The 26,458-nt window shown below is 58.0% G+C and carries 21 protein-coding genes, 1 other RNA gene and 1 riboswitch; of the genes, 13 read left to right on the forward strand and 9 right to left on the reverse strand.

The window, feature by feature from the left end:
* From Q0P52_RS15215 to Q0P52_RS15225, 3 genes are all read left to right on the forward strand, one after another.
* Nucleotides 1-334 (forward strand): hypothetical protein (locus Q0P52_RS15215; RefSeq protein WP_293764853.1); only part of this gene is annotated, 334 nt, incomplete at its 5' end.
* Between the two features lie 64 nt (nucleotides 335-398).
* A complete protein-coding gene (locus tag Q0P52_RS15220; RefSeq protein ID WP_293764852.1) occupies nucleotides 399-1,268 on the forward strand; it encodes a hypothetical protein in 870 nt (289 codons plus the stop codon).
* A gap of 311 nt (nucleotides 1,269-1,579) precedes the next feature.
* Nucleotides 1,580-4,522: a DEAD/DEAH box helicase family protein gene (locus Q0P52_RS15225; protein ID WP_293764851.1), complete on the forward strand. Its 2,943-nt coding sequence runs from the start codon at nucleotides 1,580-1,582 to the stop codon at nucleotides 4,520-4,522.
* Nucleotides 4,523-4,773: 251 nt separating this feature from the next.
* Here the strand turns inward: Q0P52_RS15225 and Q0P52_RS15230 are convergent, their stop codons facing one another.
* Nucleotides 4,774-5,214 carry a phage integrase N-terminal SAM-like domain-containing protein gene (locus tag Q0P52_RS15230; protein WP_293764850.1) on the reverse strand — a complete coding sequence of 147 codons (441 nt, stop codon included), beginning with the start codon at nucleotides 5,212-5,214 and terminating at the stop codon, nucleotides 4,774-4,776.
* Between the two features lie 405 nt (nucleotides 5,215-5,619).
* Between Q0P52_RS15230 and Q0P52_RS15235 the strand changes: the two genes are divergently transcribed.
* From Q0P52_RS15235 to Q0P52_RS15240, 3 genes are all read left to right on the forward strand, one after another.
* Nucleotides 5,620-6,306, forward strand: coding sequence for a hypothetical protein (locus tag Q0P52_RS15235; protein WP_293764849.1), 687 nt, complete (start codon nucleotides 5,620-5,622; stop codon nucleotides 6,304-6,306).
* Between the two features lie 25 nt (nucleotides 6,307-6,331).
* The gene (locus Q0P52_RS19350) at nucleotides 6,332-6,721 is read left to right on the forward strand and encodes a GNAT family N-acetyltransferase (RefSeq protein WP_366062530.1); all 390 of its coding nucleotides are present in this window, start codon (nucleotides 6,332-6,334) and stop codon (nucleotides 6,719-6,721) included.
* Nucleotides 6,722-7,509: 788 nt separating this feature from the next.
* On the forward strand, nucleotides 7,510-8,403 hold the full coding sequence (locus tag Q0P52_RS15240; protein WP_293764848.1) for a hypothetical protein: 894 nt from the start codon (nucleotides 7,510-7,512) through the stop codon (nucleotides 8,401-8,403).
* 429 nt (nucleotides 8,404-8,832) lie between these two features.
* On the opposite strand, the gene ssrA is transcribed toward Q0P52_RS15240, so the two are convergent.
* The 4 genes from ssrA to Q0P52_RS15260 form a co-directional block, all read right to left on the reverse strand.
* Nucleotides 8,833-9,194: a transfer-messenger RNA gene (gene ssrA, locus Q0P52_RS15245) on the reverse strand.
* A 168-nt stretch (nucleotides 9,195-9,362) separates the two neighbouring features.
* On the reverse strand, nucleotides 9,363-9,740 hold the full coding sequence (locus Q0P52_RS15250) for a DUF779 domain-containing protein (protein ID WP_293764847.1): 378 nt from the start codon (nucleotides 9,738-9,740) through the stop codon (nucleotides 9,363-9,365).
* A 158-nt stretch (nucleotides 9,741-9,898) separates the two neighbouring features.
* Nucleotides 9,899-10,360 carry a single-stranded DNA-binding protein gene (locus Q0P52_RS15255; protein ID WP_293764846.1) on the reverse strand — a complete coding sequence of 154 codons (462 nt, stop codon included), beginning with the start codon at nucleotides 10,358-10,360 and terminating at the stop codon, nucleotides 9,899-9,901.
* 64 nt (nucleotides 10,361-10,424) lie between these two features.
* Nucleotides 10,425-11,801, reverse strand: a complete 1,377-nt coding sequence (locus Q0P52_RS15260; RefSeq protein ID WP_293764845.1) for an MFS transporter — start codon at nucleotides 11,799-11,801, stop codon at nucleotides 10,425-10,427.
* 157 nt (nucleotides 11,802-11,958) lie between these two features.
* On the opposite strand from Q0P52_RS15260, the gene uvrA reads away from it, so the two are divergent.
* From uvrA to Q0P52_RS15280, 4 genes are all read left to right on the forward strand, one after another.
* Nucleotides 11,959-14,790: an excinuclease ABC subunit UvrA gene (uvrA, locus tag Q0P52_RS15265; RefSeq protein WP_293764844.1), complete on the forward strand. Its 2,832-nt coding sequence runs from the start codon at nucleotides 11,959-11,961 to the stop codon at nucleotides 14,788-14,790.
* 102 nt (nucleotides 14,791-14,892) lie between these two features.
* Nucleotides 14,893-15,336, forward strand: coding sequence for a VOC family protein (locus Q0P52_RS15270; RefSeq protein WP_293764843.1), 444 nt, complete (start codon nucleotides 14,893-14,895; stop codon nucleotides 15,334-15,336).
* A gap of 222 nt (nucleotides 15,337-15,558) precedes the next feature.
* A complete protein-coding gene (locus Q0P52_RS15275; protein ID WP_293764842.1) occupies nucleotides 15,559-17,574 on the forward strand; it encodes an EAL domain-containing protein in 2,016 nt (671 codons plus the stop codon).
* A gap of 194 nt (nucleotides 17,575-17,768) precedes the next feature.
* On the forward strand, nucleotides 17,769-18,026 hold the full coding sequence (locus Q0P52_RS15280; RefSeq protein ID WP_293764841.1) for a hypothetical protein: 258 nt from the start codon (nucleotides 17,769-17,771) through the stop codon (nucleotides 18,024-18,026).
* 147 nt (nucleotides 18,027-18,173) lie between these two features.
* Here Q0P52_RS15280 and Q0P52_RS15285 read toward each other — a convergent pair whose 3' ends face one another.
* Nucleotides 18,174-19,073 carry a LysR family transcriptional regulator gene (locus tag Q0P52_RS15285; protein ID WP_293764840.1) on the reverse strand — a complete coding sequence of 300 codons (900 nt, stop codon included), beginning with the start codon at nucleotides 19,071-19,073 and terminating at the stop codon, nucleotides 18,174-18,176.
* 98 nt (nucleotides 19,074-19,171) lie between these two features.
* Between Q0P52_RS15285 and Q0P52_RS15290 the strand changes: the two genes are divergently transcribed.
* Nucleotides 19,172-20,422, forward strand: coding sequence for an MFS transporter (locus tag Q0P52_RS15290; RefSeq protein ID WP_293764839.1), 1,251 nt, complete (start codon nucleotides 19,172-19,174; stop codon nucleotides 20,420-20,422).
* Nucleotides 20,423-20,689: 267 nt separating this feature from the next.
* Here the strand turns inward: Q0P52_RS15290 and Q0P52_RS15295 are convergent, their stop codons facing one another.
* Nucleotides 20,690-22,090, reverse strand: a complete 1,401-nt coding sequence (locus Q0P52_RS15295; RefSeq protein ID WP_293764838.1) for an L-serine ammonia-lyase — start codon at nucleotides 22,088-22,090, stop codon at nucleotides 20,690-20,692.
* Nucleotides 22,091-22,430: 340 nt separating this feature from the next.
* Nucleotides 22,431-22,519, reverse strand: a riboswitch (glycine riboswitch).
* A 119-nt stretch (nucleotides 22,520-22,638) separates the two neighbouring features.
* Nucleotides 22,639-23,286, reverse strand: coding sequence for an NAD(P)-dependent oxidoreductase (locus Q0P52_RS15300; protein WP_293764837.1), 648 nt, complete (start codon nucleotides 23,284-23,286; stop codon nucleotides 22,639-22,641).
* Between the two features lie 110 nt (nucleotides 23,287-23,396).
* On the opposite strand from Q0P52_RS15300, the gene Q0P52_RS15305 reads away from it, so the two are divergent.
* Entirely contained in the window at nucleotides 23,397-24,332 is a 936-nt protein-coding gene (locus tag Q0P52_RS15305; RefSeq protein WP_293764836.1) for a LysR family transcriptional regulator, read from the forward strand.
* The gene (gene mmuM / locus Q0P52_RS15310; RefSeq protein WP_293764835.1) at nucleotides 24,319-25,284 is read left to right on the forward strand and encodes a homocysteine S-methyltransferase; all 966 of its coding nucleotides are present in this window, start codon (nucleotides 24,319-24,321) and stop codon (nucleotides 25,282-25,284) included. The genes Q0P52_RS15305 and mmuM overlap by 14 nt, the downstream gene beginning before the upstream one ends.
* 52 nt (nucleotides 25,285-25,336) lie before the next feature.
* On the opposite strand, the gene Q0P52_RS15315 is transcribed toward mmuM, so the two are convergent.
* Entirely contained in the window at nucleotides 25,337-26,443 is a 1,107-nt protein-coding gene (locus tag Q0P52_RS15315) for a methyl-accepting chemotaxis protein (RefSeq protein ID WP_293764834.1), read from the reverse strand.
* Between the last annotated feature and the right edge of the window lie 15 nt (nucleotides 26,444-26,458).

Below are 26,458 nucleotides of genomic sequence, written 5' to 3' on the forward strand. Positions count from 1 at the left end.
ACTAGGTGGCAGTTTCCTGCCAAATGTCCGTTTACACAAAATTCAGTACACGCCCTTTGGCACACACCATGCAGCTGGCCCCGTCCGGCCCGCTAGTGCAGGTACCTGTTCCCTTGCAATGCGCGCAGGCGTGCAAGGTGTAGTGGCTGCGGTCCAGTTCGTCCATTTTCATCCACATGGTCTGTTCAGGCTTTTTCAGTTGATGGCAATGTTATTGCAGTTCTTTCGCGGCTGCCAGAAGTACCTGACCGGAATCAGCTTGCTTCTATCCTATCCAGATGGTGATGCTGATGTTTTTGATAAATGCCAATGTCACCTCATTGCGATATGGTGATACTGTTTGCTTTTGCAGCGCCACCGCATGGTGGCTTCCTACCCTGAGACCGGACAACCAAATCATGACTACTTATACGGTCGAGCAGCTATCCGAGGAAGGCCCTCAGTACGCCATGGCTTTGCTGTTACAGGCACTATCCCGGCATGAACCTTTCGTCACCTATGGAGCGATCGGGCGTGAGCTGGAGTTCCAGCTGGGTGTGAAAAAGATCTTTCCGACGCAGATCGGTCATGTGGCGGGCAGCCTGATGAATCGTATCCTGGAGCTGGACTCGGATGCGCCATTGATCAACGTCATGATTACCCAGCCGAGCGGAATTCCTGGTTCTGGTGCTGGCGGGTACCTTGCGAACCGCTACAAGAAAAGAAAATACCGCGATTGGGAAAAGCTGACGCGTGAACAGAAGCTGGAGGCGGTAGCGCAGGAGCGTGCGCTGATCTATGCCTATCAGGCCGAGGGGCGTTGGGAAAAGATCAATGGGCTCCTGTTTGGGACCGATGTGCTGGTGCGCCTGAAGAAAGAGCAGAACCCGGACGACTATCCGGGGGGCTATGGTGGCGTTGCCGAAAGTGAAGAGCATCGCCGTCTGAAGCTGTGGGTTGCCGAAAATCCGGCGGCCATCGGTTTGCCGAAGCGCTTTATCCAGGGAGAGACAGAACATCTTTTGCTTTCGGGCGATGAGGTGGATGTGATGTTTTCCTGTGGCAACGAACATTACGCGGTGGAAGTGAAATCGCGCCGATCGAACGAGGCGGATTTACAGCGTGGCATTTATCAATGCGTGAAATACCGGGCCGTAAAAGAGGCGGAAAACCTACCTTACGAAACCAATGTGAAATGTATCCTGGTAACGGAGACGCCGCTGCCGCCGGAGCTGGCACAGCGTGCCAAAGAGCTGGGGGTGAGGTGTAAGGTAACTCAAGTGCAGTAATTTTTATCTATTGATATCAAAGGGACTTTCATATCTGCTTGTGTTCGTTATTGGCATGTTGAGCGACGCAGGGTTTTCCGTGGAGCTGTGATTGAATATTGAGTAAACCAGGGCGTTTCTGTCAGATTTTGTCGCGGGTAACCAGGCATTGTTTGGCGGCACACTGGCGCTGACGTTTGCCGATCCTTTGCGGGCGGCCAGTTTTCCGGATGAGCTGCACTGGCAGGGTGACCAGTGCAGCAGCCTGTATTGGTATGCCTTGATCTTCAACGCGATGGCACAATCGGATCTTCAGTAAGGGGGTATTCGCAATGGATGTTGATGTCGATTTCTACCGAGAAAATGCCGTCTACCGGAGTTGGGCCGATGGCAGGTTGAACTTCGCGGTCGAGAGTAATTTCAACAACTTCACAGGATTTCGAAAACCGCAGCGGGCAGCAGCATTTGCGGTATTCTCTCACCTCGATTCCGATCCCGCAGTCCCGGCAACAGTGGTCATGCCGACAGGTACCGGGAAAACGGATACTATCTTTTCGATCATCATTGCGGGCCTTTTTCCCCGCACTTTGCTGATTGTCCCCTCCGATGCACTGCGCACACAGATTGGCGACCGCCTTGCCACGCTAGCGCGACTTCGCGCGATAAACGCAATTTCCCCGGATATTCTCTCCCCTATTGTTCATCGCATCGATGGCCGTAATGCCACGCTGAACCTCGGTGCGATCGTTGGAGCTAACGTAACGATCGCAACGCCTGCTGCGCTCGCGCAGTTGAGCGATGATGAACTGAATGCATTCGCTGCTAACTACACGCATTTGATATTTGACGAGGCACATCATGTAGCGGCAGTGACTTGGGGCCGAATTCGTAAAGCGTTTGAGCCAAAGCCGACGGTGTGTTTCACTGCTACTCCCTTCCGGCTCGACCAGCAGCGTCTCAACGGCAAAATCATCTTCAACTACTCTTTGAGTCAGGCGCAACGAGACAACTACTTTCAGAGAATCGACTTTTTCCCTGTCCGAGAATATGTGACTAGCGAAATCGACCGAACGATCGCCGCCAAGGCAATCGAGCTCCTAGTCGCCGACGTCGAGGCAGGCTTCGACCACATCCTTATGGCCCGGTGTGCCAAGATCGCCAAGGCGAACCAGATTTTTAGGCTCTACTCCGAACTAGGTGCCGAGTTCGAACCGGTGGTCATCCACAGTAAAAGTAAGCACAAAGAGCGCGATTTCGAGCAAATCAGGGCGAGGAAAAGTCGGATTGTCGTTTGTGTCGACATGTTCGGAGAAGGATTCGATCTGCCTGAGCTCAAGATCGCCGCGATCCATGACCAACATCAGAGCCCAGCCGTCACTTTGCAGTTCATCGGTCGCCTCACTCGCACTGACTCTCGTCTGGGAACCGCGAAGTTTGTGGCAAACATTGCCAACCAGCGCGCTGACAGCCCGATGAAACGTCTATACGAGGAAAGTGCAGATTGGAGCCTGATAATTCGCGAAGTTAGTACTGATCGTATCAGTCGCGAGCTACAACGGCAGGAGTTTGAGGCGAGGTTCGAAGGCGACACGGATAGCGCCAAAATCGCGGCTCTCAACCCAGCCCCTAATATCAGTACTCTCGCGTACCGGCTTACCTCAGCAAATTGGCACCCCCAATCGGTCCGGCATCTGGGTAGTCCCAAAGAGGAGCTGGCGCTTCATTCAGTTAGCGATGATGGCACCATTGTCATGGCGGTCACCAACGAAGTTGCCCCTGTAGCGTGGGCGAAGAGCGACTCAATCTATGGCTCGACGTGGCACCTGTATCTCGCCTATTACCGTCAGAGTGATTCAACACTCTTTATCTCGTGTACGGGTGATGAGCGCCAAGCTGCGCGTTTTCAATCTCTTGTGGCCAAGACAGCGCGGCGAATTAACGGCGACGACGTTTTCAGAGTCATGCATGGCATCAACCGACTCAAGCTCCAAAACGTTGGGCTAAGTCGGTCCGGTCGAGATGTTCGCTTTACCATGCACGTCGGACAAGATGTTAACCGTGTCATGGATGACTTAGAGAATGGTCGCTCAATCAAGTCGAATATCTTTGGCGTTGGTCACGCAGCTGGCGAGAGTACAACGGCGGGGTGTTCGGCCAAGGGCAAGCTATGGAAGATGGACACTGGAGCCGTCAACGAGTGGGTGGAGTGGTGCGACATGGTTGCTTCGAAGATCAACGACTCCTCTATCGACACTGCGGCGATCCTTCGTAACGTCATGCGTGCAGAGAAATTGCAGGGGCACTGGCCAGATGGGATATTTTTTGCAGATTGGCCAGACTCACTGGGTGTCGAGACTGAGAGCCGATGCACGATCTCCGTCGGAGGAACATCCTACTCGCTGTTAGATACCAAGCTTGGCCTGCCCGTGAAGGAGAGCGCAAATACGCTTGCCATTCCACTTTCCGCAGTGACGCCTGCCGGCGAAGAGCTTGATTTACTGACAATCCGCGCCAGCCTTGAAGATGACGGATATCGGTACTCAACGGGGCAGGCAAGTATTCGCATCGGTAGCAAACAACACGACCTTCACGAGTACCTTGATCGCGAGCGTCTGCGCCTACTTCAAGCCGATGGCTCAATCGTCATCGGAAATTATCGCTATTACACCCACGCGTCACTGAATGTGACTCTGCCGAGCAGCCTGCTTTCTAGCTGGGACTGGGGTACGACGAACATCCACAAAGAGTCCATGACGCATGCCGCAGATTTTGACTCTGTGCAGGGCTTTACCTATCAGAAGATCTCTGAAGGCTACGACATTGTCTTCAACGATGACGGTGCCGGAGAAGTTGCTGACCTGGTTGCGGTTCGACATGCTGCAGATCACATCGTGGTGGATCTTTACCACTGCAAGTACTGTAGTAGCGGCCACCAGCCAGGTGCGCGTGTAAATGATGCATATGTCGTTGCAGGACAAGCAAGCCGCTCTGCGAAATGGCTACACAAGGGGCCTGAGCTCTTCCAACGCCTGCTCAATCGGTATAGCAATGGTCAAGAGGGAGGTATGCAACGCTTGCTTAAAGGCACACCCCAGCAAATTGACTTGCTGAGGCTTAAGTCGCGCGATGTGGAAATGCGCATGGGCTTTTTCATTGTGCAGCCGGCCATCTCTGTTCGCGAGGTTACCGATAGAGTGATGACAGTTCTTGGTACCAGCTATATGTATCTGAGGGACATTGCGAACGTGGACATTCGTGTGATTGCAAGCCCATGATTCGCCCCGAGATACCACACAGCATGCCCGCCTCCCGAAGGGCTGCTTTCCTGGAAATTGCTGACATCGCGGTCAAAAAACTGAGCGACCGCTCTGGCCGGCTTGCAGCCGAGCAGGCGGGAATGGAGGCAGATCGGCCTTAGTGGTCCTACACCCAGCCTGCCCTGAGCGTCCGTTCAGGGCACATACCGGCCAACTGCTGCCGGTCGCCATTTCCGCAGACCTGCCATTTGAGTAGCCGCTTCGATTGGTTACCTGACGGACAGCCTGAACGTACAACTCGGCCAAAGCTGGCTGTCGATAACATCGATGTCATTGGCAGCTAGTGGCAGTAAAGCCGACATTAGAACGACTGGCAGATGCCTGGACGGTTTGGCCAGAACAACTTCATCTAGCCAGGGCAAGCTCAGCATTAGTACATCACGATAAAGGAACAGAAGCGCAGACAATGCTTGATTTTGCGTGGATGCCGGCACCTGACCTTCAACGGCCAGATGGGTGAGAAAGCTACTGACCTCTGCCGCCCCCATCTCGCGAGGGTGCCGATGATGGTGAAAGCGCAAAAAGCGCCATCCCCAATTGACGTATTGCTGCTCGGTGCGCAGGCGGTAGTGCCTGACTCGCAGCGTCTGGCGCAACACATCGAGCAAGCGTGGCGCAGCAGTTCCATCTGGCTGTGTACTTTCAGGCATTGGCAACCCCAATAGCTTGCAAAGCAATGACAAATGCGCATGCCATACCTAGTTATACACTCAGATAAACCAAATACATCTGCATAGGCGTATATTTCACGTTAGAAGGTTGCTGTCAGGTGGGTTTCTTCGACTGGCGGCGACTTGCCAGCTTGGCGCTTCGTCATGCAACTTGGGTTGCCACCCGTAAAACTTGCCGCGTTGGACGCAAACAAGCTGGCTGACGGCATTACAGGTTTATGCGGCCAACTTCTGGCTGCTTCGTTGGTTGCTGTTGCAAGGTTTTTTGGTGGGCTGCGCGGGTGCGATTCTGCTTCGACGCAGCTCTAACATTTCATTCAACCGGACGCGCTGACGCGCGCCAGTTAATTCACACGTTAGGCCGTACACAAAGGAACGACTCAGATGGTCAATCTCTTGAACGATGGCACCGGGCAATTACGTCTAGTTAGTGAATCCTCATTTCCAGTCTGGTCAATCGTTCATTACTTGAATCGCTTGTCCACGACATATTTCAAGCTCCTAACTATTCAAAGGGTTTGTGAGGCATTGGCAGAAGGTTGCGCCGATGATGACCTGATTGTCGCCGAGGAATCGGCAAAGCTTGTCTCAAACGAAGCGTTTACATTTGATTATTCGACGCCCTACAGGACGCTTGCGAACAAAGGTGAAAACTATAAGCAATTCTGGGATGTAATAAAAACACATCATCGCCCCATTGTTTTTCGCCGAAGCCTTGACAGTTTTTCTCCGTTATTTGAAATAAGCCGCGATGATTTAATCATCACTCGCCTCACGGTTACCTCACCACCAGACATCACTGTAACAGGCATCAGCACGACAATAACTGACTTGTATTACGCTGCGGAGAGAGAAGAAAGGCAACGACAGGACCACAGAAATCGTCAAATTGGGCAGACAGCAAGAAACATTCGCGATTTAGCTTCGGCCCAAGCAATGTTGAACAATCCGAATATCTCCCCGGGGGCAAAAGCCTATCTTGAGACTCTCATGCTCGGATTGATCGAGCGTCAAGCCGAACTGACACAAGAAATGGGCATTCGGCCTCAAGGAATAAATACCCGTACCTAACATGGCGCTCAACCCGGACCGCAAAATGCGCAGCACTACAATCCTTCGACGACTCTTTTGCCGCTTAAAAATCTCGCTTGAGTGGACTGCATTCCCACCCAACTGTTTCTACCTTACAGCCTATCTCTGCAAGGTCAAGGTTGGGCACGCTACAGGTGACTTCGTAGCGGGAGGAGTCTTTCGAATTGTGACGATCGACATTTACCAAGGGTACCGATGCCATGGTTACGGTTCGAAAATAATTGATCAACTGATCCATGAAGCAATTCAAAAAAATTGCTCGCAACTCGTATTCGTTGGCGTATCGACATCGAATACAAAAGCAGCAAAGTTGTATAGCACACGCTATGGAGCAACGTTGAAGCATATTCCTAATTGCCCGAACAAAAATGACTATGTCCGAGTCCTACCTTAGCTTCAAAGCAAACCATAATTATCGACTCATTAGTTCTTGCTTTTTGGCGAACAGCCTAACTGGTCGTTCAAGCGGACGCCGATAAAGGCCATGCCTTCGGCATTATCATGGCCTGTATTGGTACCCTGCGCATCCTCGGTGCTCCGGCACCGCTTAACTCAGGCGTTAGGCATCGCTCAACTTTCACGACCATGTTTAGCAAGATTCTCAACATGCTTTCTCCGCCCCCCTTGTCTGACAAATGGCTATCCATTAATGCGACGCCGTATTCTCGCGCTAACTTTGAATCGGATACGAAACAGTCGAGGGCCTTACCGATTTATCATGTGTCTGACCACGAATCTGGCCAATCTATCTATGCCACAGGAAAGATTTTTGGTATTGGCGTTGTAAGTTCTGCACACTTTCATCACACGCCACAGGGTGCAAATCGGCAACCCGCTGCTGACGGAATCCTTCTTGGGTTCACTTGGCGTGGAGCTGTTGCAAACGTCGACTTGTCCAACGACGCTTCCTCCCATCGGGACTGCAGGCCAAACATCCTCTTTGATGTACCCATATTGGAATACAACAATCAAACATGGGAGCTACGGCTGCATCCGGGTACAGCAGGCTTACTACCTGGCTTTCTTGAAATATCCAATACTTGCTACTTGCTTCGAAGCCCAAGAGATATCTAAGTTGTCCCGGGCGGATGACGTGATGCCTAACCCTGCGGTCAACACGGACCTTGCGCATAAAGCCGCGCAAGGCCGGTTACTTCCATGTTATGAGTGTAAGGAGCACACGTGAATATTTCAGAAGAAATAGATAAAATTGCAATGCGTAATCTAGAACACAACAAGTCCAATCTTATTGACTTAAAGATTAAGCTGGAAAATTATTTAAACAATAAAAATACAGACCAATACCTTTACCACCTGTACAGTAGCGATATAGATCAAGACTGGTTTAACGCACAATGCAAATCAGCTTGTAATCAAATTGAGAAAGTTACTAACGAAGAGTCTAAGTTCAACGAATATTATCGAAATTTTCTAACTGAAAACGATTTAGTGTTACTTACCGAAGAATTAATTTGTGATATCTCATTGCTTGATCAAATTTCAGTCGGCAATTTAGCCTTGGAAAATCGAGTCATCCGTGATAACTGTCTATCAAGTCATCAATTCTTTCTACATGCGAAGTTTTCATACTTCACCCACAAAAACATAGCTGAAACAACTTGTAGAAACTTTAATTTCTCTACAATGCCAACCTTAATACGTCAATCTATAGAAATTAGGTTAAAGAACATGATTGGCTTGAAAAAAATCGAAAAAGTTGGTGGTGGGTTTAAGTTTGTTCCAATAAATTCTCTGCTAGACTTTTTTGCTGACAACCCTAATTTTATAAATTTCCCTGTATGTATAGACTTATTGAAATCAATAAATTCATGGACAAATACCTTTATTCACTCTGGTGTCGTTCCTTTTTGCTGGCAGAGCCTAGAAGCGATTGATTTAATAGAAGACTTATTCTCTATAAAGAATGATGTATCAGGTTCCTTGAGTTTGCACGGATTTACATACCTAAAGGGCAACGTAACTATTAATGATATTCAAAAGGCATTAAATGAACATTTTAAAGCTGAATTTACCTTGAATGAAAGGAGTGTAGAGGGCTGTGTAGTACACTCATAACAAGGCAAATGCACTCGGACGCCCAAAAGCGCTGCTTTTTGTCGCCTGTGATTTGCGGCGTTAGGCCGGACGTGTCCGGTATTCTGTGTAAACCTGTCGCTCCACACTTACCTGTTGAGTGACCGCTTAGGTCGAGCAACAGCCGGTGGCGAGGCCTGGTCGGCTGCCATTCGGCCTAAGCTAGCATTCAGCAGAACAGCGGCCAATGGCAGCTTTAAACAAAATTTCGGACACGGCCATGCATGGGCTGTTGTTGTCATGAGTAAATCTCATGGATGGCTTTTGTCTGCGAAATTTGGGAGAAATTTGGGAGAAAACCAGAACGGTTTGTGGCGACGTGAGACAGAAATGAAAAACGGCAGACAACTTGGAAAGTCGCACCACATATGGGTTTTGACTGTCTTTTGTTGTCTGCCGTTGCCTAGAGTTTGGTGGAGGCGGCGGGAATCGAACCCGCGTCCGAAAGTCCTCTACGGTGAGTTCTACATACTTAGCCGTGTCATTTGGATTTAACCAGTATCACGCCGACGGGCAGGCTGGATAATAGCGAGTCACCTTGGATTTAACCTAGAGTCAAGTAACCCGACTTCAGGCGAGCTGATGTAAAGTGACTCTGCGGGAGTTGCCTCCACGGCCCATCAGCGAACCGCTGCAGAGTCTGGCGGCGATTAAGCGGCCAGAGCGTAAGTTTCGTCGTTTGCGACTATATAAATTCAGCGTTTTACGGGGTGACTGAAATCCCGGTATGCCCTCATCCGCTTCGCAACCCCCGTCGAAACCAGGTCGCCCCCAGATAAGAGCTGCGATTGTACTGCAAACGGCGCGTTGTGGCTAGCCGGCGGCTGTGCTGGTTTTCTTCCTGGTTGGTTGGCTGCTGTGCCGCTAGACGCAGTGAAAACAGTCTTGACCCGTGGGCACTGAACGACTGGGCTGCAGGAGTGCTGAAAAGCAGGCGCAGCTTAGCTGGTTGATGTGTTTTCCTGCTGGGCCAGCACGGCCAGTTCGTCTTCGGCAAACAGCCTGGAGTGGGTGATGAAGCGCATGTCTTCCGTGGTTTCCAGGGAGAAGCCGCCGCCTCGGCCCGCTTCGGCGTCCAGCGTCAGTTGGCAGTTTTTCCAGTACTCGAATATTTCCGGGCTCATGTAGAAGGGCGTGCCCGTCATTTCACCAAGCAGGATGTCGTGGTCGCCAATGTGAAATTCATCTCGGCGGTAGCACAGCGGGACGCTGCCGTCGCAGCAGCCGCCTGACTGGATCAGCAGCAAGGGGCCGTGGCGTTGGCTCAGGCGTTGCAGCAAGGCCCTGGCTGCTGGGGTGGCGGTAATGCGGTCTGTCATGTCGGTCTCCGGGGCTTGGGGAGCGAGAGCGCTGCGTCCAAGTATATGATCCGGCTCGGATTTTGGGCGAAATGCTTGGGTGGGTGAATGCCACTGCAAATGAAAAACCCCCACTGGCTTGCCGGTGGGGGTTTTGCTTTGAGCGTCTGGGAAACGGATCAGAACGGAATGTCGTCGTCCATGTCGTCCAGTTTGGGCGCCGGTTTCGGCTCCATGCGGCGGGGGGCGGCGGGAGGGGCGGAGGGGCGGGCGGCGGCCGGGGCTTCATAGCCGTAGGCGTCGCCATTGTCCATGTTGGAGCCGCTGGATTCGTTGCGGCCGCCTTGCATGCTCAGCTCATTGACGCGCACGTCCGGCGACAGGCGCTTGTTGCCTTCCTTGTCTTGCCATTCGCGCAGGGTGAGTTGGCCGTACACGGTAACTTGCTGGCCCTTGGCCAGATAGTTCTTCAGGGATTCGCCGCGCTTGCCCCATACCTGGCAGCTGAACCAGTTGGTGGTTTTGCGCTCGCCGAAGCCGATGTCGCTGGCCACGCGGAAGCTCAGCACCGGTTCGCCGCTCGGGGTGTAGCGCAGTTCGGGGTCCGCCGCCAGGCGACCGTCAAAAGTGATGCTGTTCATGTGTTCTCCGAATCAATGATGCCGGCAGCGCGCTGGCTGCCGGTGTTGCTGTTGCCTGCGCCGCTCAGGCGGCGCTGTGCTGCGTTGTTGCGATCAGGGCTTTTACCTGGTCTTCATGCCACCCTTGCTGGGCCACTTTCAGGTAGGCAACGCGGTCTTCCAGCACCACGATAGCCTCGCTGACGCCGGCGACAGCGGCCAGCTGGCGGGACAGGGTCAGGGCGTCGCCCTGCCAGTGCTCGCCGATGTGGAACATGACGGACTTGACTGCCTTGGGGGCTTCCATGCTGAGCGAGGCGATGAGCCAGGCCAGCATCAGCAAGCTGGTGAAGCTGAACACGCCGGCTGGGCCGAAGTGAGTGTAAATCGAACCGCCAATTGCGGCGCCCAGGAAAAGGCCGAAAGACTGGGCGGTATTATACACACCAATGGCCGTGCCCTTGGCGTCGGCCGGTGCGATTTTGGAGATCAGCGAGGGCAGGGTGGCTTCCAGGATGTTGAAGGCGATGAAGTACAGGCCCAGCCAGATCACGATCTGCCAGAAGCTGTCCAGCGCCAGCGCCATGCCCAGCTGGGCGGCGGTCATCAGGGCGATGGCGCCGATGAATACCTGCTTCAGGCGGGCTTTTTTCTCGCCGTAGATGATGGCCGGCACCATCAGCAAGAAGCCGAGTACGGTCACGGGCAGGTACACCTCCCAGTGGTGGGCCTTGTCGAGTCCGGCGGTTTTGACAAGGGCGAAGGGGATGGTGACAAACATGGCCATCTGCGAGGCGTGCAAGGCGAAGATGCCGAAGTTGAAACGAAGCAGCTGGCTGTTCTTGAGCACGGCCGGCAGGTGCTTGGTTTTGGTGCCGGTGTCGGAGTGCGCCCGGGAGATGATTGGACTGGGAATGATGAATCGGACGCCGAAAATAGCGAGGATGGACAGCGCGCTGATGAGCAGGAAAATGCCATGCAAACCAATGTAGCGGTCAAGGATCGGGCTGATGACCAGACTGGCCGCAAAAGTGGTGCCGATGCTCATGCCGATCATGGCCATCGCCTTGGTGCGGTTTTCTTCTCGGGTCAGGTCCGCGAGAAGGGCCATGGTGGCGGCGGAAATGGCCCCCGCGCCTTGGATGCAGCGGCCTGCCAGCATGGTTTCGTAGTTGGTGGCAATGGCTGAGACGAGGCTGCCTGCCGCAAAAATCAGCAGGCCTGCGTAAATAACTTTCTTTCTGCCGATGCGATCGGAGAGCATGCCCAGTGGAAGCTGAAGAACAGTTTGCACCAGGGCGTAGGCCCCCATGACATAGCCAATCTTGGTGTGATCGCCATCGATGCCCGGCAAGTGCTGCAGGTAGAGCGCAAAGATGGGCATGATCAGGAACATGCCCAGCATGCGCAGGGCGTAAATGCCTGCCAGCCCGAGGCTGGCGCGTAGTTCTAGCGAATTCATCAGGTGGATTCTGGATTGGAAGGCGGAAATAAGCCTAATAACGTCGGGCATGGCTGGCGGTTTACCAGCGAACTTTCGCACGCGCTGGTGGAGCCTGCCTCATCAAGTCGGGTATATTATCAGGTTCCCCGACTGACTGAGTAACTTGGCTCTGGACATGGACACCATACGCATTCGCGGCGCACGGACGCACAACCTGAAAAACGTCAATCTGGACCTTCCGCGCCATCAGCTGATCGTCATCACCGGCTTGTCCGGCTCCGGCAAGTCTTCGCTGGCGTTCGACACCCTGTATGCCGAAGGCCAGCGCCGCTATGTGGAGAGTCTGTCCGCCTACGCCCGCCAGTTTTTGCAGCTGATGGAAAAGCCGGATGTGGATCTGATTGAAGGCCTGTCGCCGGCCATTTCCATCGAGCAGAAGGCCACCAGCCATAACCCGCGCTCCACGGTGGGCACCGTGACGGAAATTCACGACTACCTGCGCTTGCTGTTTGCCCGCGTGGGCGAGCCGCATTGCCCGGACCATCACGTGCCGCTGGCCTCGCAAACGGTTAGCCAGATGGTGGATCGCGTGCTGGCGCTGCCGGAAGAGAGCCGGGTGATGATCCTGGCCCCGGTAATCATGGGGCGCAAGGGCGAGAATCTGGACTTGTTCGATGATCTGCGCGCGCAGGGCTTTGTACGGGTGCGGGTGGATGGCGAGGTATGCGAAATCGACAGCCTGCCCAAGCTCGACAAGAACAAGAAGCACACCATCGAAGTGGTGATAGACCGCCTCAAGGTGCGCGCCGACATGCAGCAAAGGTTGGCCGAAAGCTTCGAAACCGCTTTGCGCCACGCCGATGGCCGCGCCATCGCGGTGGAAATGGATAACGGCCAAGAGCACTGGTTTTCCGCCAAGTTTGCCTGCCCGGTGTGCAGCTACAGCTTGCCGGAGCTGGAGCCGCGCCTGTTCTCGTTCAACAACCCGATGGGGGCTTGCCCCAAGTGCGACGGGCTGGGCGAAATCACCTTCTTCGATCCGCGCCGGGTTGTGGCGCATCCGGAGCTGACCCTTGCCGCGGGCGCCATCAAGGGCTGGGACAAGCGTAACCAGTTTTACTTCCAGATGCTGCAGGCGCTGGGCGAGCACTATGCTTTCTCCGCCGAGGACCTGGCCTTTGAGGACCTGCCGGAAAAAGTGCGCCATGTGGTGCTGTACGGATCTGGCCGCGACCAGATCGAATTCTCTTATCTGTCGGAAAAGGGCACCCGCTTCACGCGTGCTCACCCCTTCGAGGGCATCATTCCCAATCTGGAGCGCCGCTACCGCGAAACGGACTCCATGGCGGTACGCGAAGAGTTGGCCAAGTACCAGAATAATCAGCCATGCCCGCATTGCGCCGGTTCGCGGCTGCGACAGGAGGCCCGTCACGTATTCATCGGCGGCCATACCCTGCATCAAATCAACCAGATGCCGCTGAAAGAGACCGCGGGCTTCTTCGGCCAGCTGACCTTTGACGGTCACAAACAGCAGGTGGCGGAGAAAATCGTCAAGGAAATCAGCGAGCGGGTGTCCTTCCTCAATAATGTAGGTCTGGACTACCTCAATCTGTCCCGCTCCGCCGACACCCTGTCAGGCGGCGAGGCGCAGCGCATCCGTCTTGCCAGCCAGATAGGCTCTGGCCTGACCGGCGTGATGTATGTGCTGGACGAGCCGTCCATCGGCCTGCATCAGCGCGACAATGACCGCTTGCTGTCCACTCTGATGCGACTGCGCGATCTGGGCAACAGCGTCATCGTGGTGGAGCACGATGAAGACGCCATCCGCGCCGCCGATTATCTGGTGGACATGGGGCCGGGCGCGGGCGAGCACGGCGGCGAAGTGCTGGTGGCCGGCACCCCGGAAGAAGTGGCGGCGTGCGATGCCTCCGTCACCGGCGCTTTCCTGTCCGGCCGCCGCCGCATCACCTGGCCCAGCGCGCGGCGCGAGGTCAACGCGGAGCGCCTGCTCAAGCTGGAAGGCGCTACCGGTAACAACCTCAAGGACGTGACGCTGGAATTGCCGCTGGGCATGATGGTGTGCATTACCGGCGTATCCGGTTCAGGCAAGTCCACGCTGATCAACGACACCCTGTACAAGATTGCCGCGCGCGATCTGAACGGCGCCAGCGAAGAGCCGTCGCCGTATCGCCAGATCACCGGGCTGGACCAGCTGGACAAGGTCATCAATGTGGATCAGAGCCCCATTGGCCGCACGCCGCGTTCCAACCCCGCCACCTATACCGGGCTGTTTACGCCCATCCGCGAACTGTTTGCCGGCGTGCCGCTGTCGCGAGAGCGCGGTTACGGGCCGGGCCGTTTCAGTTTCAACGTCAAGGGCGGCCGCTGCGAGGCTTGCCAGGGCGACGGCGTCATCAAGGTGGAGATGCATTTTCTGCCGGACATCTACGTGCCCTGCGACGTTTGCCACGGCAAGCGCTACAACCGCGAAACGCTGGAAGTGCAATACAAGGGCCGCAATGTCTATGAAGTGCTGGACATGACCGTGGAGCAAGCGCTGGAGTTCTTCAGCGTGGTGCCGTCGGTGGCGCGCAAGCTGAAGACGCTGATGGACGTGGGGCTGGGCTACATCCGGCTGGGGCAAAGCGCCACCACGCTGTCTGGCGGCGAGGCGCAGCGGGTCAAACTGGCGCTGGAGCTGTCCAAGCGCGATACCGGCCGCACGCTTTACATTCTGGACGAACCCACCACCGGCCTGCATTTTCACGATATCGACCTCTTGCTGCAGGTGCTGCACAAGTTGCGTGAGAACGGCAATACCGTGGTGGTGATCGAGCACAATCTGGACGTGATCAAAACCGCCGACTGGTTGATCGATCTGGGGCCGGAAGGCGGGGCGGGCGGCGGACAGATCATCGCCAGCGGCACGCCGGAACAGGTGGCGGCCAATCCTGTCAGTCATACCGGCCGTTATCTGCGTCCTTTGCTGGAACGCACTGCGGACTAAGCTGCGGACAAGCCGGCGCCCGGTGCGGTTTGGTCGCTGGCGGCAATACCAGTAGAATGAGCCTCCTTCGGCCAACCTGTCGAACCAACACACGAGGAAGCGATGCTAACGCTTGGCAAGATCGACCACATTCATATCCGCGTCACCGACCTGCTGCAGGCGCAAGCCTGGTACCAACGGGTGCTCAATCTGGCGCCTGATGCGCGCTACAAGCATTTGCAAAGCGGCGACCACGGCGTGGTGATGCTGGCCAATAGCAGCGGCAGTGTGCGGCTGGCCATTTCACAGGAAAGCAAGCTTGTGTGCGAGCCGGGCTCGGTGGCGTTTGGCGTCAGCGGGCAGGATTTTCTCGAGTGGATCGATCAGCTGGCTGGCGAGCGGGTGATTACCCGCGATGGCCAGAGCGTGGCGCGCGACTCCGCCCGCGATCATCAGTTTTTCTTCTCCATCAGCTTTGTCGACCCCTTCGGCAATCCTTTCGAGATTGTCAGCTACGACCACACCTGGCTGGCTGGCAAACTGAAACTCAACGGTCGCCACGGCTGAATGCGCATGGCTTCAGTCAAAACCCGCCCGCCAGGCGGGTTTTTTCATGCCTGAAAGCCTGAGTAGCGCTCGTTCTGGGCAATGCGGCGATGAACCTGTCCCTTCTGCCATCTATGCCAGATTCTTCGTTGCCGGTACTAGGAAACTGCCTTTATTTTCCGATCTCTGGCTCAGATCATCCTGATCAAGTCGGATATGTGCCAAACGGCGGAGGGAGTGAGCGTGAAAGAATTGATTACCCAATTCGGATTCAATGAACTGCATGTGTTCATTCCTCTGTTTCTGATGCAGATGGGTGCCGCGCTGGGCGGCGTCGGCATGGTGCTGATCGTCAAGCAGTACCTTGGCATGCACGCGCGCTGGAATGGCGTGTTGATTCCGCTGGCTTTCGCCGTGGTCTACTTTATCAACTTCCAGTTACTGGTTTCCCTGCTGGAGGGTCTGCATCGTTATAACGAAACGGCCCAGGCTGGCGGGGGCGGGCTGGACCGGCAGTTGGCGCAGGCTGCTTTGCGCGTGAGCTTGGTAACCGATTTCATGGTGCTGGCGGCCTATCTGGGTGGTTGGCGCGGCAGCGCCTTGTTTTTGCTGGCGGTGCTGCCTGTCCGTTATGACTGGGTCAGTACGGAAAATTTCTGGGCTTCCACGGCGGATCTGCTGGTGCAGTGTGCTGCGGGTTTGCTGCTGCGGCGCTACGGCCAACGCCTGCACGAAGTGTTGTCCTTGCAGGTGCTTGCCGTGTGGACTGTGCGCATGCTGGCATCGCTGCTGGGCATCCTGCTGGCAATGCTTCTGCTGCCGGATGCGGCCATTCCCTTCAGCCATGTGGCGGTAGCCAGAGCCTATGTGTTTCCTTTCTCGCTGTTTCTCATCGCCGTCATCCTGGTGATGCTGCGGCTGGATGCCCGGGTATACGATCGGGTGCGGCTGCGCAACGGCGAACTGATGACGGATCTGGATACCGGCATCCCCAATCGGCGCGCGCTCAGTCTGTATCTGCAAAAAAAACAAAGCAGCCGCGACGGCAAGTTGCTGGTGTGGGAAGTAGCCAATACCGCTTACCTGTTGGAGTGCATGGGCGTGGAGGAGCTGAGTGTGTCCTGGAAGCGGGCCGTGCGGCTGATGGCCCGGCGCGCCAAACGGGAGTGGGGCGTCGATATTGCCAAGGTTTTCCTGTTTGGCGATTTCAGTATTGCGCTGTGGGCTTCCGGCGATGCGGGCAACAAGCGCGAGGAGGAGCTGGCTGGCTGGCTCACGCGTTGCGCCGATGAGGTGTTTGCCGGTTTGTACGTGGTGGGCAAGGCCGTGGTGTTCCAGCCGGCGGTGATCGAGCGCTTTTCCACCGGGCAGTTGCCCTACCGCGAGATTGCGCTGGCGCTCAATTCGATTCGCGGCGGGGTGGTGCACCTCGGCATGGACTTCTTCGAAGCGGGCGGCTTGCACCGGAATATCCATCAGCAGATTGAGCGCTGGAAGAGTGGCGAGGCGGTGAAAATGGCTTTCCAGCCCAAAATCCACCTGCGCACAGGCAAAATCATCGGCGCCGAAGCTTTGCTGCGGCCTAGCGATGGCGGCGGGCTGCCGCTTTCGCCGCTGGAAGTGGTGAATCATGCGCGGCGTACTGGTTGGCTGCCGGAGCTGGAGTGGCGCACGATCGAGCATGTGATCCGGTGGATCCAGTCCTGGCCGGATCGCCCCGAGCGCTTTGCCGTGGCGGTGAACCTGTCCGGTGACTCCCTGTGCGAACCGGGTTTCGGCCAACGTTTACTGACGCTGATGCAAAGCGAGCGGATCAGCCCGCAGGCCTTGAAGGTGGAGGTGCTGGAGTGGTCGGACCGGATACTTGAACCCACGGCCAGCGGCAATATCCGGTTGCTGATAGAGCATGGTGTGCGGATGTCGCTGGATGATCTGGGCGCGGGTTACTCCTCCCTGTCTTTATTGTCTCGCTACGACTTTTTCGAAGTGAAGATAGATATGTCGCTGGTAAAGGAAATCAGCAGCAATCGCTCGGCGGCCATTGTGGAAATGGCGGTGAAGGCGGCGCATGAGTGCGGTGCCAGCGTGGTGGCCGAAGGGGTGGAAACGCCGGAAATGGCGCGCCAGTTGCTGGATATGGGCGTGGACTGCGGTCAGGGATGGCTGTTTTCGCGCGCAGTGTCCTTCAGCGAGTTGCGGCAAATGGTATCGACAGAGCGAGTCAGCTTTGCCATGCCGGCGAGTGTCGTTGAGGGGTGACGAAAAAAAGGCTGATATATCAGCGGGTTGACGGTCTTATGCGAATGGTTGTCGCCCTTGGGCGACGGTTTTGGCGTGTTTTGACTAAGGCGATATTGAAAAGTCTTTATTTTTCAGTTGCTTAAAAGGCTGGCACGGTGATTGCAATACAGTCAGCGCTACTTGTTCAACCAAGCTATAAGGATGACTCAACAATGACCCATAACACGATGCTGATCGCTGCTGCTTTTGCCTCCATCACTGCTTTTGCCGCTGTTGCCGCTGAACCCGCTCCGGCCAGCGCGCCGCAGGTTGAAAGCAGTGCCCCGCAAATGGGCCAGGCCGCACAGACTGAAGAGGCCAGCGCGCCGCAGGTAGGTCAGGCCGCTCAGGCTGAGGAAGCCAGCGCGCCGCAGGTAGGTCAGGCTGCTCAGGCTCAGGAAGCCAGCGCGCCGACTACCGAGCAGAAGTAAGCGTGTGATATCAGGCGGGGCCGTCCGGCCTTGCCTGATTGCTGCGCAAAGACTTGCTACCAACCCCCTGATCCTGCGTTGCAACACCTTGTCGTACTCCGTGCGCTGCTTGCGTTTCAGGCTCACCAGGAGGTTTGGCAAGCGGCTCTAGTCAGTCTGTACGCATTCCTCATTCAAATGGCTGAGGAAACCCGCCACCAAGGGCGATATCTCGCCTTCTCGCGTGGCGATGCCCATCGCCAAGTAGGCCCCCTCGTCCATCAGGGGAATATATTTCACCCCCTCGATTTTCACGCACTCCAGCGGAGACGGCAGGATGGCGATGCCCAGTCCGGCCGCCACCAGTCCAATCTGGGTAATGGCCTCTCCCGCTTCCTGATTGATCTTCGGCTCAAAGCCGTTGTCGGCGCACAGCTGACGGATCACGCTGTGCAGCCCGGTGCCGGCGCTGCGCGGATAGCACACCAGACCTTCGTTCTTGAGCTGCCCCAGCGACAAGCTGCGCTCGCCGGCGAGCGGATGGCGCTGGTTGATCACCACTTGCAACGGATCGCGGCGCAATTCGCGCACCAGGATGTGCGCGGCGGGCGACAGGCCGTTGAAGCGCACAAAACCAACGTCGATTTCTTCTTGTTGCAGGGCAAGAAACTGATCGGTGGTGAACATCTCGCGCAGTATCAGCCGCACTGCCGGATAGTGCTGGCGATAGCGGTGCAGGGTACCGGGCAATACCGGGGTAAGCGGCAGGGAGGAGGTGAAACCGATGCGCAGCTCGCCCACTTCGCCGCGAGCGGCGCGGCGGGCCTGCTCCGCGGCCTCTTCGGTATCGGCGAGAATGCGGCGCGCGCGAATCAGAAACTGCTTGCCCGCTTCGGTCAGCAAAACCTTGCGGCGATGGCGCTCGAACAGGCGGACACCCAGCTCCGCCTCCAGCGCCTGTATCTGTTGCGACAGCGGCGGCTGGGCGATGTGCAGCCGCTCCGCCGCGCGGGTGAAGTGCAGTTCTTCGGCGACTGCAACGAAATAACGCAGATGACGCAGTTCCATTTGATATGTTTTTGATATTAATTCTTGCAGAAATATATATTGGACTGCTGTTTAGTCAAGTTCTATTCTCGAGTCCTGAATGATTGATGGACCATGCCATGCCCTCCGACTCCGCCTCAGTCGCCGCCCTGAACAGGCCTGCCGACATCGCTTCCACTGCTGCCCGTCTGGAAAGCGGCACGCCGGCATTCCGCGCTACCGCGCGCGCCATGTTTGTGGGGGGCTTCTCCACATTTGCCATGCTGTACAGCATGCAGCCGTTGATGCCGATGTTTGCGCAGGATTTTCATCTCTCGCCGGCGGCGGCCAGTAGCGTGCTGTCCATTCCTACAACCGGGTTGGCGCTGGCTTTGATTCCGGCCAGTTTTCTTGCCGACAAAGTTGGCCGAAAGCCGGTGATGAACGCCGCCTTGTCGCTGGCGGCGCTGTTGATGCTGCTGGGTGCGTTTGTCTCCAGCTTTGAGCAGTTTCTCTGGTTGCGGGCGGTGTTCGGCATCGTGCTGGCCGGCTTGCCGGCCGTGGCCATGGCCTACCTGAGCGAAGAGGTGGCGCCCTTGTCGCTGGGGCACTCGATTGGCCTCTACATTGCCGGCAACGCGTTGGGCGGGATGAGCGGGCGCTTCATCGCCGCCGTGGTGGCGGATCACTTCGGTTGGCGGGCAGCTGTGCTGACGCTGGGGGTCATCGGCGTGCTTGGCGCTTGGGAATTCTGGCGCAGCCTGCCGGCTTCGCGGCATTTCCGGCCAGTGCCGTTCAACGGCGCTGAGTTGAAACGCGATATCGGTGGCCATTTCGCCGATGGCGGCCTGCCGTGGCTTTATGTCTGCGCCTTCCTGTTCATGGGTTGTTTCGTCAGCTTGTACAACTATCTGGGCTTTCGCCTGCTGGGCGCGCCTTTCCATCTGAGTCACAGCGTGCTGGGTTTTGTGTTCTCGCTTTACATGGTGGGCATCTGGTCGTCGGCCTGGGTGGGCGGCATGGCCGACCGGTTTGGTCGCCGCAACATGCTGTGGTTGATGGTGCTGCTGATGGGGCTGGGGCTGGCATGCACCCTGTCCGATTCACTGTGGCTGATGGTGCCCGGCATCGCGCTGTTCACTTTCGGTTTTTTCGGCGGTCACTCTGTTGCCAGCAGTTGGGTTGGCCGAAGAGCCCAGCGCGGCAAGGCATTGGCGTCGGCTTTTTATCTGGCGGCCTATTATCTGGGCTCCAGCGCGGTGGGTTCTTTCTCCGGCTTGTTATGGGATCACGGGCAGTGGAACGGCGTGGCGGCCATGATCGGCCTTGGGCTGGCGCTGCTGATGGCCATTGCGTTGAAGTTGCGCAAGCTGGAACCGCTGGCGGTGTAGCGCGGCCGCCTGGCAATTGGCATGCCGCCTTTTCGCTTTCTTGTCGGAAAACGCGGCGATCTTGCAGAGCAAGGGCGCAGGTCGGGGAGCGCGCGGAATGGCTGCTGCAGCGATAGGTGAAATCAGGGGCCTGTTCTGTCCTGGCCGATGATTTTGTCGGCAACAACAAGGCCGCGGCGTATGCCGCGGCCTTGTTGTTTGGGGCTGATCCTGCCATCTTGCGTCGCCGGCGCGGCGCAAGGCTGGCTGGGTGGTCGCGATGGCGACTCAGCACTCGACAATGTTGACCGGCACTTCAATCACATTGATGGCCAAGCCGCCGCGCGCGGTTTCCTTGTACTTGGTGCTCATGTCGCGGCCGGTGTCGCGCATGGTCTTGATCACGCGGTCCAGCGACACGCAATGCTGGCCGTCGCCGCGCAGCGCCATGCGGGCGGCGTTGATGGCCTTGATGGAGGCCATGGCGTTGCGTTCGATGCAGGGCACTTGCACCAGGCCGCCCACCGGGTCGCAGGTCAGGCCCAGGTTGTGCTCCATGCCGATTTCCGCCGCGTTTTCCACTTGTTCCGGCGTGCCGCCCATTACCTCGGCCAGCGCGCCGGCCGCCATGGAGCAGGCCGAGCCCACCTCGCCCTGACAACCCACTTCAGCGCCCGAGATTGAGGCATTGAGCTTGAACAGGATGCCGATGGCGCCGGCAGTCAGCAGATAGCGCACGATGCCGTCTTCGTTTGCGCCCGGCACAAAACGGCTGTAGTAGTGCATCACGGCGGGAATGATGCCTGCCGCGCCGTTGGTAGGCGCAGTCACCACGCGGCCGCCGGCGGCGTTTTCTTCGTTGACCGCCAGTGCGTACAGGTTGACCCAGTCCATGACGGTGAGGGGGTCGCGCAGCGAGGCTTCCGGCGTGGCCAGCAGTTTCTTGTGCATGTCCGGCGCGCGGCGTTTTACCTTCATGCCGCCGGGCAGGATACCGTCGCGTTCGCAGCCGCGTTTCACGCAGCCTTGCATCACGTTCCAGATATTGAGCAGTTCACGGCGCACTTCTTCTTCGCTGCGCCAGGCCAGTTCGTTTTCCAGCATGATCTGGCTGATGCTCTTGCCTTGTTCCTTGCACAGGTTCAGCAGTTCGGCCGCGGTGTTGAAGGGGTGGCGCAGTTCGGTGACGCCTGGCGGCGCAAAACCTGCTTCAATGGCGGCTTCGTCCACCACAAAACCACCGCCCACCGAGTAGTAGGCGCGCTTGGACAGGCAGACGCCATTGGCGTCGTAAGCCTCGAAGATCATGCCGTTGGGGTGGTAGGGCAGGGTCTTGCGCTTGTGCAGGATCAGATCATCCGGCTCGTTGAAGGCAATGTCGTGACTGCCCAGCAGCTTGAGCCGGCGTTGCTGGCGGATGGCGTCCAGCAGGCCCGGCACGGCGTCGGTGTCCACCTGGTCGGGCAATTCGCCCGACAGGCCCAGCAGCACGGCCACGTCGGAACCGTGGCCCTTGCCGGTAGCGCCCAGCGAACCGTACATCTCGGAGCGGACGCGGCGGGTGCTGTCCAGCAGGCCGTCTTTTTCCAGGCGAGCGACAAACTGGCGCGCGGCGCGCATCGGGCCCACGGTGTGTGAGCTGGAAGGGCCAATGCCAATCTTGAACAAATCGAAAACGCTGATGGCCATAAGGTGTTGTCTCGTGGTGTGTGTCGTGTTGCAGGCGAGCATTCCATAGCGCGCCTGCGGCAGCTGTTCCCGTTGCGGCCATGACCGGCCACAATCCGTCATCAATCCCAAGGCCCACGCAAGGCTTGCGCCGTGGCGGCAGGCGCTGCCTGGGCGCGGTGCGAAGAATGGATGACGGAGCTGAACGGGCAGTCCGGGCGCCGATCGTCGTCGGCTTGCCCCCTCTGTCCGTTTGCCTGAGAGATTGGGGTGGCGGGGCCACCTTGTTTCCTTCGGCGAGGCCGTGCGGGCGGCGGCAGCGGTGAAGCTGCGTCCTGCCCGGGCCTGCTCTCCAGAGAGCCGTCGATGCACCGTCCTTTTGCCTGAGAGTTTCTGGGGCGATACCCCTTCGGCGCCATCCTTCAGGATAGTCTCTCCGGTGCGATCCCATGCGGCTGGCTGGCAATGTAGATAAGCCTTGCGCGGCTGTCAATGCCGATGCGCAAAGGGCCTTCGATGTGCATTTGCAGCATCGAAGGCCCTTGGTGAAGCAGGGGTTTGGCGGGGCGTCAGTCCACGCTGGCCACCGTGAAGCGGCGGCGCTGATGACGAGCCTGTTCCGCCTCGTCAACGATGGCCACGGCCAGGTCGGCCACGCTGATGCCGGCCGGTTGTTCGCCCGCCATCAGCAGATCATCAGCGCCCAGGCGGTAGCGCCCGCTGCGCTCGCCCGGGGCCAGCATGGCCGGCGGCGATACAAAGGCCCAGTCCAGTGCGGTTTCGCCTTGCAGGCGGCGCAGGGCCTCGCGCGCACCCAGCGCGCCTTCTTTCCATTCGGCCGGAAAGTGCGGCGTGTCGATCAGTTGCATGCCGGGAGCGACAAACAGACTGCCCGCGCCGCCCACCTCGATAAAGCGCGCCACGCCGGCCAGTTTGATGCCCGCGACGATGGCTTCATGACCGCGCAGGAACAAAGCCTGGATGTCGGCCTTGTCCCAGCCCGGGTTGAATGCGCTGATCACCACATCGTGTCCGGCAACGGCGGTGGCCACGCTGTTGGCGTCGTAAGCATCCACCTTGGTCACCGTAAGGCCGCTGGCCGGCGCGATGCGCTCCGGACGGGATACGAGGGCGCTGACGTCATGGCCGCGCGACAGCAGCTCTGCCAGTACTGCCGAACCGACAAAGCCGCTGGCGCCGATGAGTGCGATTTTCATGCTGATCTCCTTGCAATGCGTTAATTAAACAATGTTGGCAGTATATTGGCTTGCCAATCAGCTGATAATCGCTGGAAAATGGCATTGATAATGTAGTGGAGCTTAACTATATGGATGCGCTCAGACGCATGGCCATCTTTGCCATGGTGGTGGAAAAGGGCTCGATGAACGGCGCGGCGCGCGAGTTGGGCATGACGCCCTCGGCGGTAAGCCAGCACATCAGCAAGCTGGAGAAAGAGCATGAGGTGTCGCTGCTGCACCGCACCACGCGCAAGCTCACCCTGACCGAAGCCGGCAGCCTGTTCTATCAGGGCTGCGCCGACATGCTGGCGGCGGCAAGGTTGGCCGAACAGCGGCTGGCCGAACTGCGCGACGCGCCGGTGGGCGAGCTGCGCATCTCTGCGCCCACCGGCTTTGCCGGCCCCATGCTTACCCGTGCGCTGGCTCCCTTGCTTGCCGCTCACCCCAGGCTTAGTCTCAAGCTGTTTTTCCAGGACGAGCTGATTGATCTGGTGGAACATCGTATTGATCTCGCCCTGCGCGCCGGCGAGTTGAAGGATTCCAGCCTGGTGGCGCGGCATCTGGGGGATTGGGACAGCGTGTTGTGCGCCGCGCCGGCCTATCTTGCCCGCCATCCCGCCATTCAGCACCCTTCGCAGCTGCTGGAGCACCAGTGGGTGCTGCTGGGCGGTTCGCGCGGCTTCAATTGGCTGACTTTGACCGGGCCCGCCGGCGAGGTGGTGCAGCCGGAAGTCAGCGCGCGGGTGGTCAGCAATAATATCGTGGCGGCGCGCCAGTTTGTGCTGGCCGGCATGGGCCTTTCGGTGCAACCCTTGCCGGAGGTGCAGGACGATCTGGATCGCGGCCGCTTGTTGCAGGTATTGCCTGAATGGCGTTTGCCGGCCATCGCCGTGCACGCCGTCACCCCCAGGCGCGACGCCCAGCCGGCCAAGGTGCGTTATGCCATCGAAGCCCTGCGTCAGCACATGCGTCCGCGCATGCAGCCCAAAGCCGGCCAACAGGAGAAAAACCATGCCGTTTCATGACCCGCTGAAGGCATTGCTGGCGCGGCAGCCATTTGCATTGCTGGACGGCGCCATGGCCACCGAGCTGGAAAAGCGCGGTTGCAATCTCAACGACCCGCTGTGGTCCGCCAAAGTGCTGCTGGAAGCGCCGGAGCTGATCCGCGACGTGCATCTGGATTACCTGCGCGCTGGCGCGGACATCATCACCACCGCCAGCTATCAGGCCACCTTTGAGGGCTTGGCTGGTCGAGGCCTGGAGCGGAGCGAGGCCGCGGCGTTGATGCGCTTGTCCGTGCAACTGGCGCTGGAGGCGCGCGCGCAATGGTTGGCCGAAGCACCGCAAGCTGCGCCTCCGCTGGTGGCGGCATCGGTGGGTCCTTACGGCGCCATGCTGGCCGATGGCTCGGAATATCGCGGCGGCTATGGTATGAGCGTGGGGCAGTTGATGGACTTTCACCGACCCCGCCTGGCGGTGCTGGCTGCGGCCGGCGCGGATCTGTTGGCCTGCGAAACCCTGCCGTGCCCCGAGGAGGCGGTGGCGCTGGCGCGACTATTGGCCGAAGAGCTGCCGCAGACGGCGGCCTGGCTGGCATTCTCTTGCAAGGATGGCGAGCATGTGTCGCAGGGTGAGCGGCTGGCGGCCTGTCTAGCCTTGCTGGAAGGCACGCCGCAGATTGTCGCGGTCGGCATCAACTGTACCGATCCTGCGCTGTTGCCGGCGCTACTGGCAAGCGTGCGCGGCGCCACCGGTAAGCCCTTGCTGGTGTATCCCAATTCCGGCGAGCACTACGACCCCGCCGGCAAATGCTGGCATGGACAGGCGGATGCGGAGAGGTTTGCCGAAGACGCCGGACGCTGGCGAGAGGGCGGCGCCAGGCTGATAGGCGGCTGCTGCCGCACCGGGCCGGCACAGATAAACGCCTTGCGCGCTCTGAGAGCGGCGGCGCAAGGCGGGTTTGCGTCGGGCGGATGAGCGGAGGAGCGGTCGGGCGGCGACTGTTGCGCCCGCCGGCCCGATCAGTGGTTCAGGCCCGCACCTTGTTGCAAGGCTCTTGTTCCAGGCCGGTAAGCAGGTCCATCACCTGCTCGGAAGCCTCTTCCATGCGTTGCAGCGATTGCCGAGCCCGCTTGAAGTCGCGGGCGTGGAAGGCGTCCAGCGCATCTTTGCCGAAGGCGTGCACATTGGCGTGCGGCCCTTCCAGCAGGGTAAAGTGGCTGTTGCCCTTGCACTCGCGCGCGCCGCGTCCCTCGTAATACCACTTGCCCAGCCGGCAGTGATGATGGTCGGCCAGTTTGTCGGCGGTCAGCTGGTGGTAGCCGATGAAGGTCTTGTACACCTCCAGCTTGAACACAATGTGGTCCAGCTTCACCACTTCCATGAAGCTGGTGTTGGTGCCCTGGGCAATGACATTGGCCATTTGCTGGCTGATGTCCACCATGTCGCGGATGGTGTTGGCGGTTTGCATGCCGGTTTCGCGGTAGCCCGCCACTTGCTCGGCGGCCTCGGTTACCTGCTGTTTGGTGCTTTGCGAGGCGTGTTCCACTTCGCCCACCAGCGTGGCGATTTCGCTGGTGGCGTTGGCCGTGCGTTCGGCCAGCTTGCGCACTTCATCGGCCACCACGGCAAAGCCGCGGCCCTGCTCGCCGGCGCGCGCGGCTTCAATGGCGGCGTTCAAGGCCAGCAGGTTGGTCTGGTCGGCCACGTCCTTGATCAGCTGCACAAACTGGCGAATCTGGCCGGTCTTGCTATTGAGCGAATCCATGGATTCCGCCGTGCGGCCCTGTGCTTCGGCGATCTCGTCAAAACTGTTGGCCAGCTTGTCTACCGCGCCGCGCGTGCCGTGCAGGGTGGTGACCGCATTGGCGGCGGAGTCGAAATTCTGCTCCATCAGCGTGGCTAGTTCGGCGAAAGAAGCGCGAATACCGCCCATGCTGTTGCAGAAGTCGCCAAACGGGGCGGTGTAAGCCTCGTTCAGCAGGTCTTGCGCCTGTTTGCCGCGCAGTTGGTTTTCCAGCTCACTACAGCGGGCGTTGGCGGTGTCCAGTTGTTGCTGAGCGCCTTTGAGTTGGCTCTCCAGCGCCGCAACCTGTTGTTCCAGATCGCGAATCCTTGTCTTGCTTGCTCCAAACATGCATCCGTCTCCATT

It is taken from the genome of uncultured Aquitalea sp. (genome assembly GCF_945957525.1).
In the GTDB taxonomy this organism is placed as follows: Bacteria; Pseudomonadota; Gammaproteobacteria; order Burkholderiales; family Chromobacteriaceae; genus Aquitalea.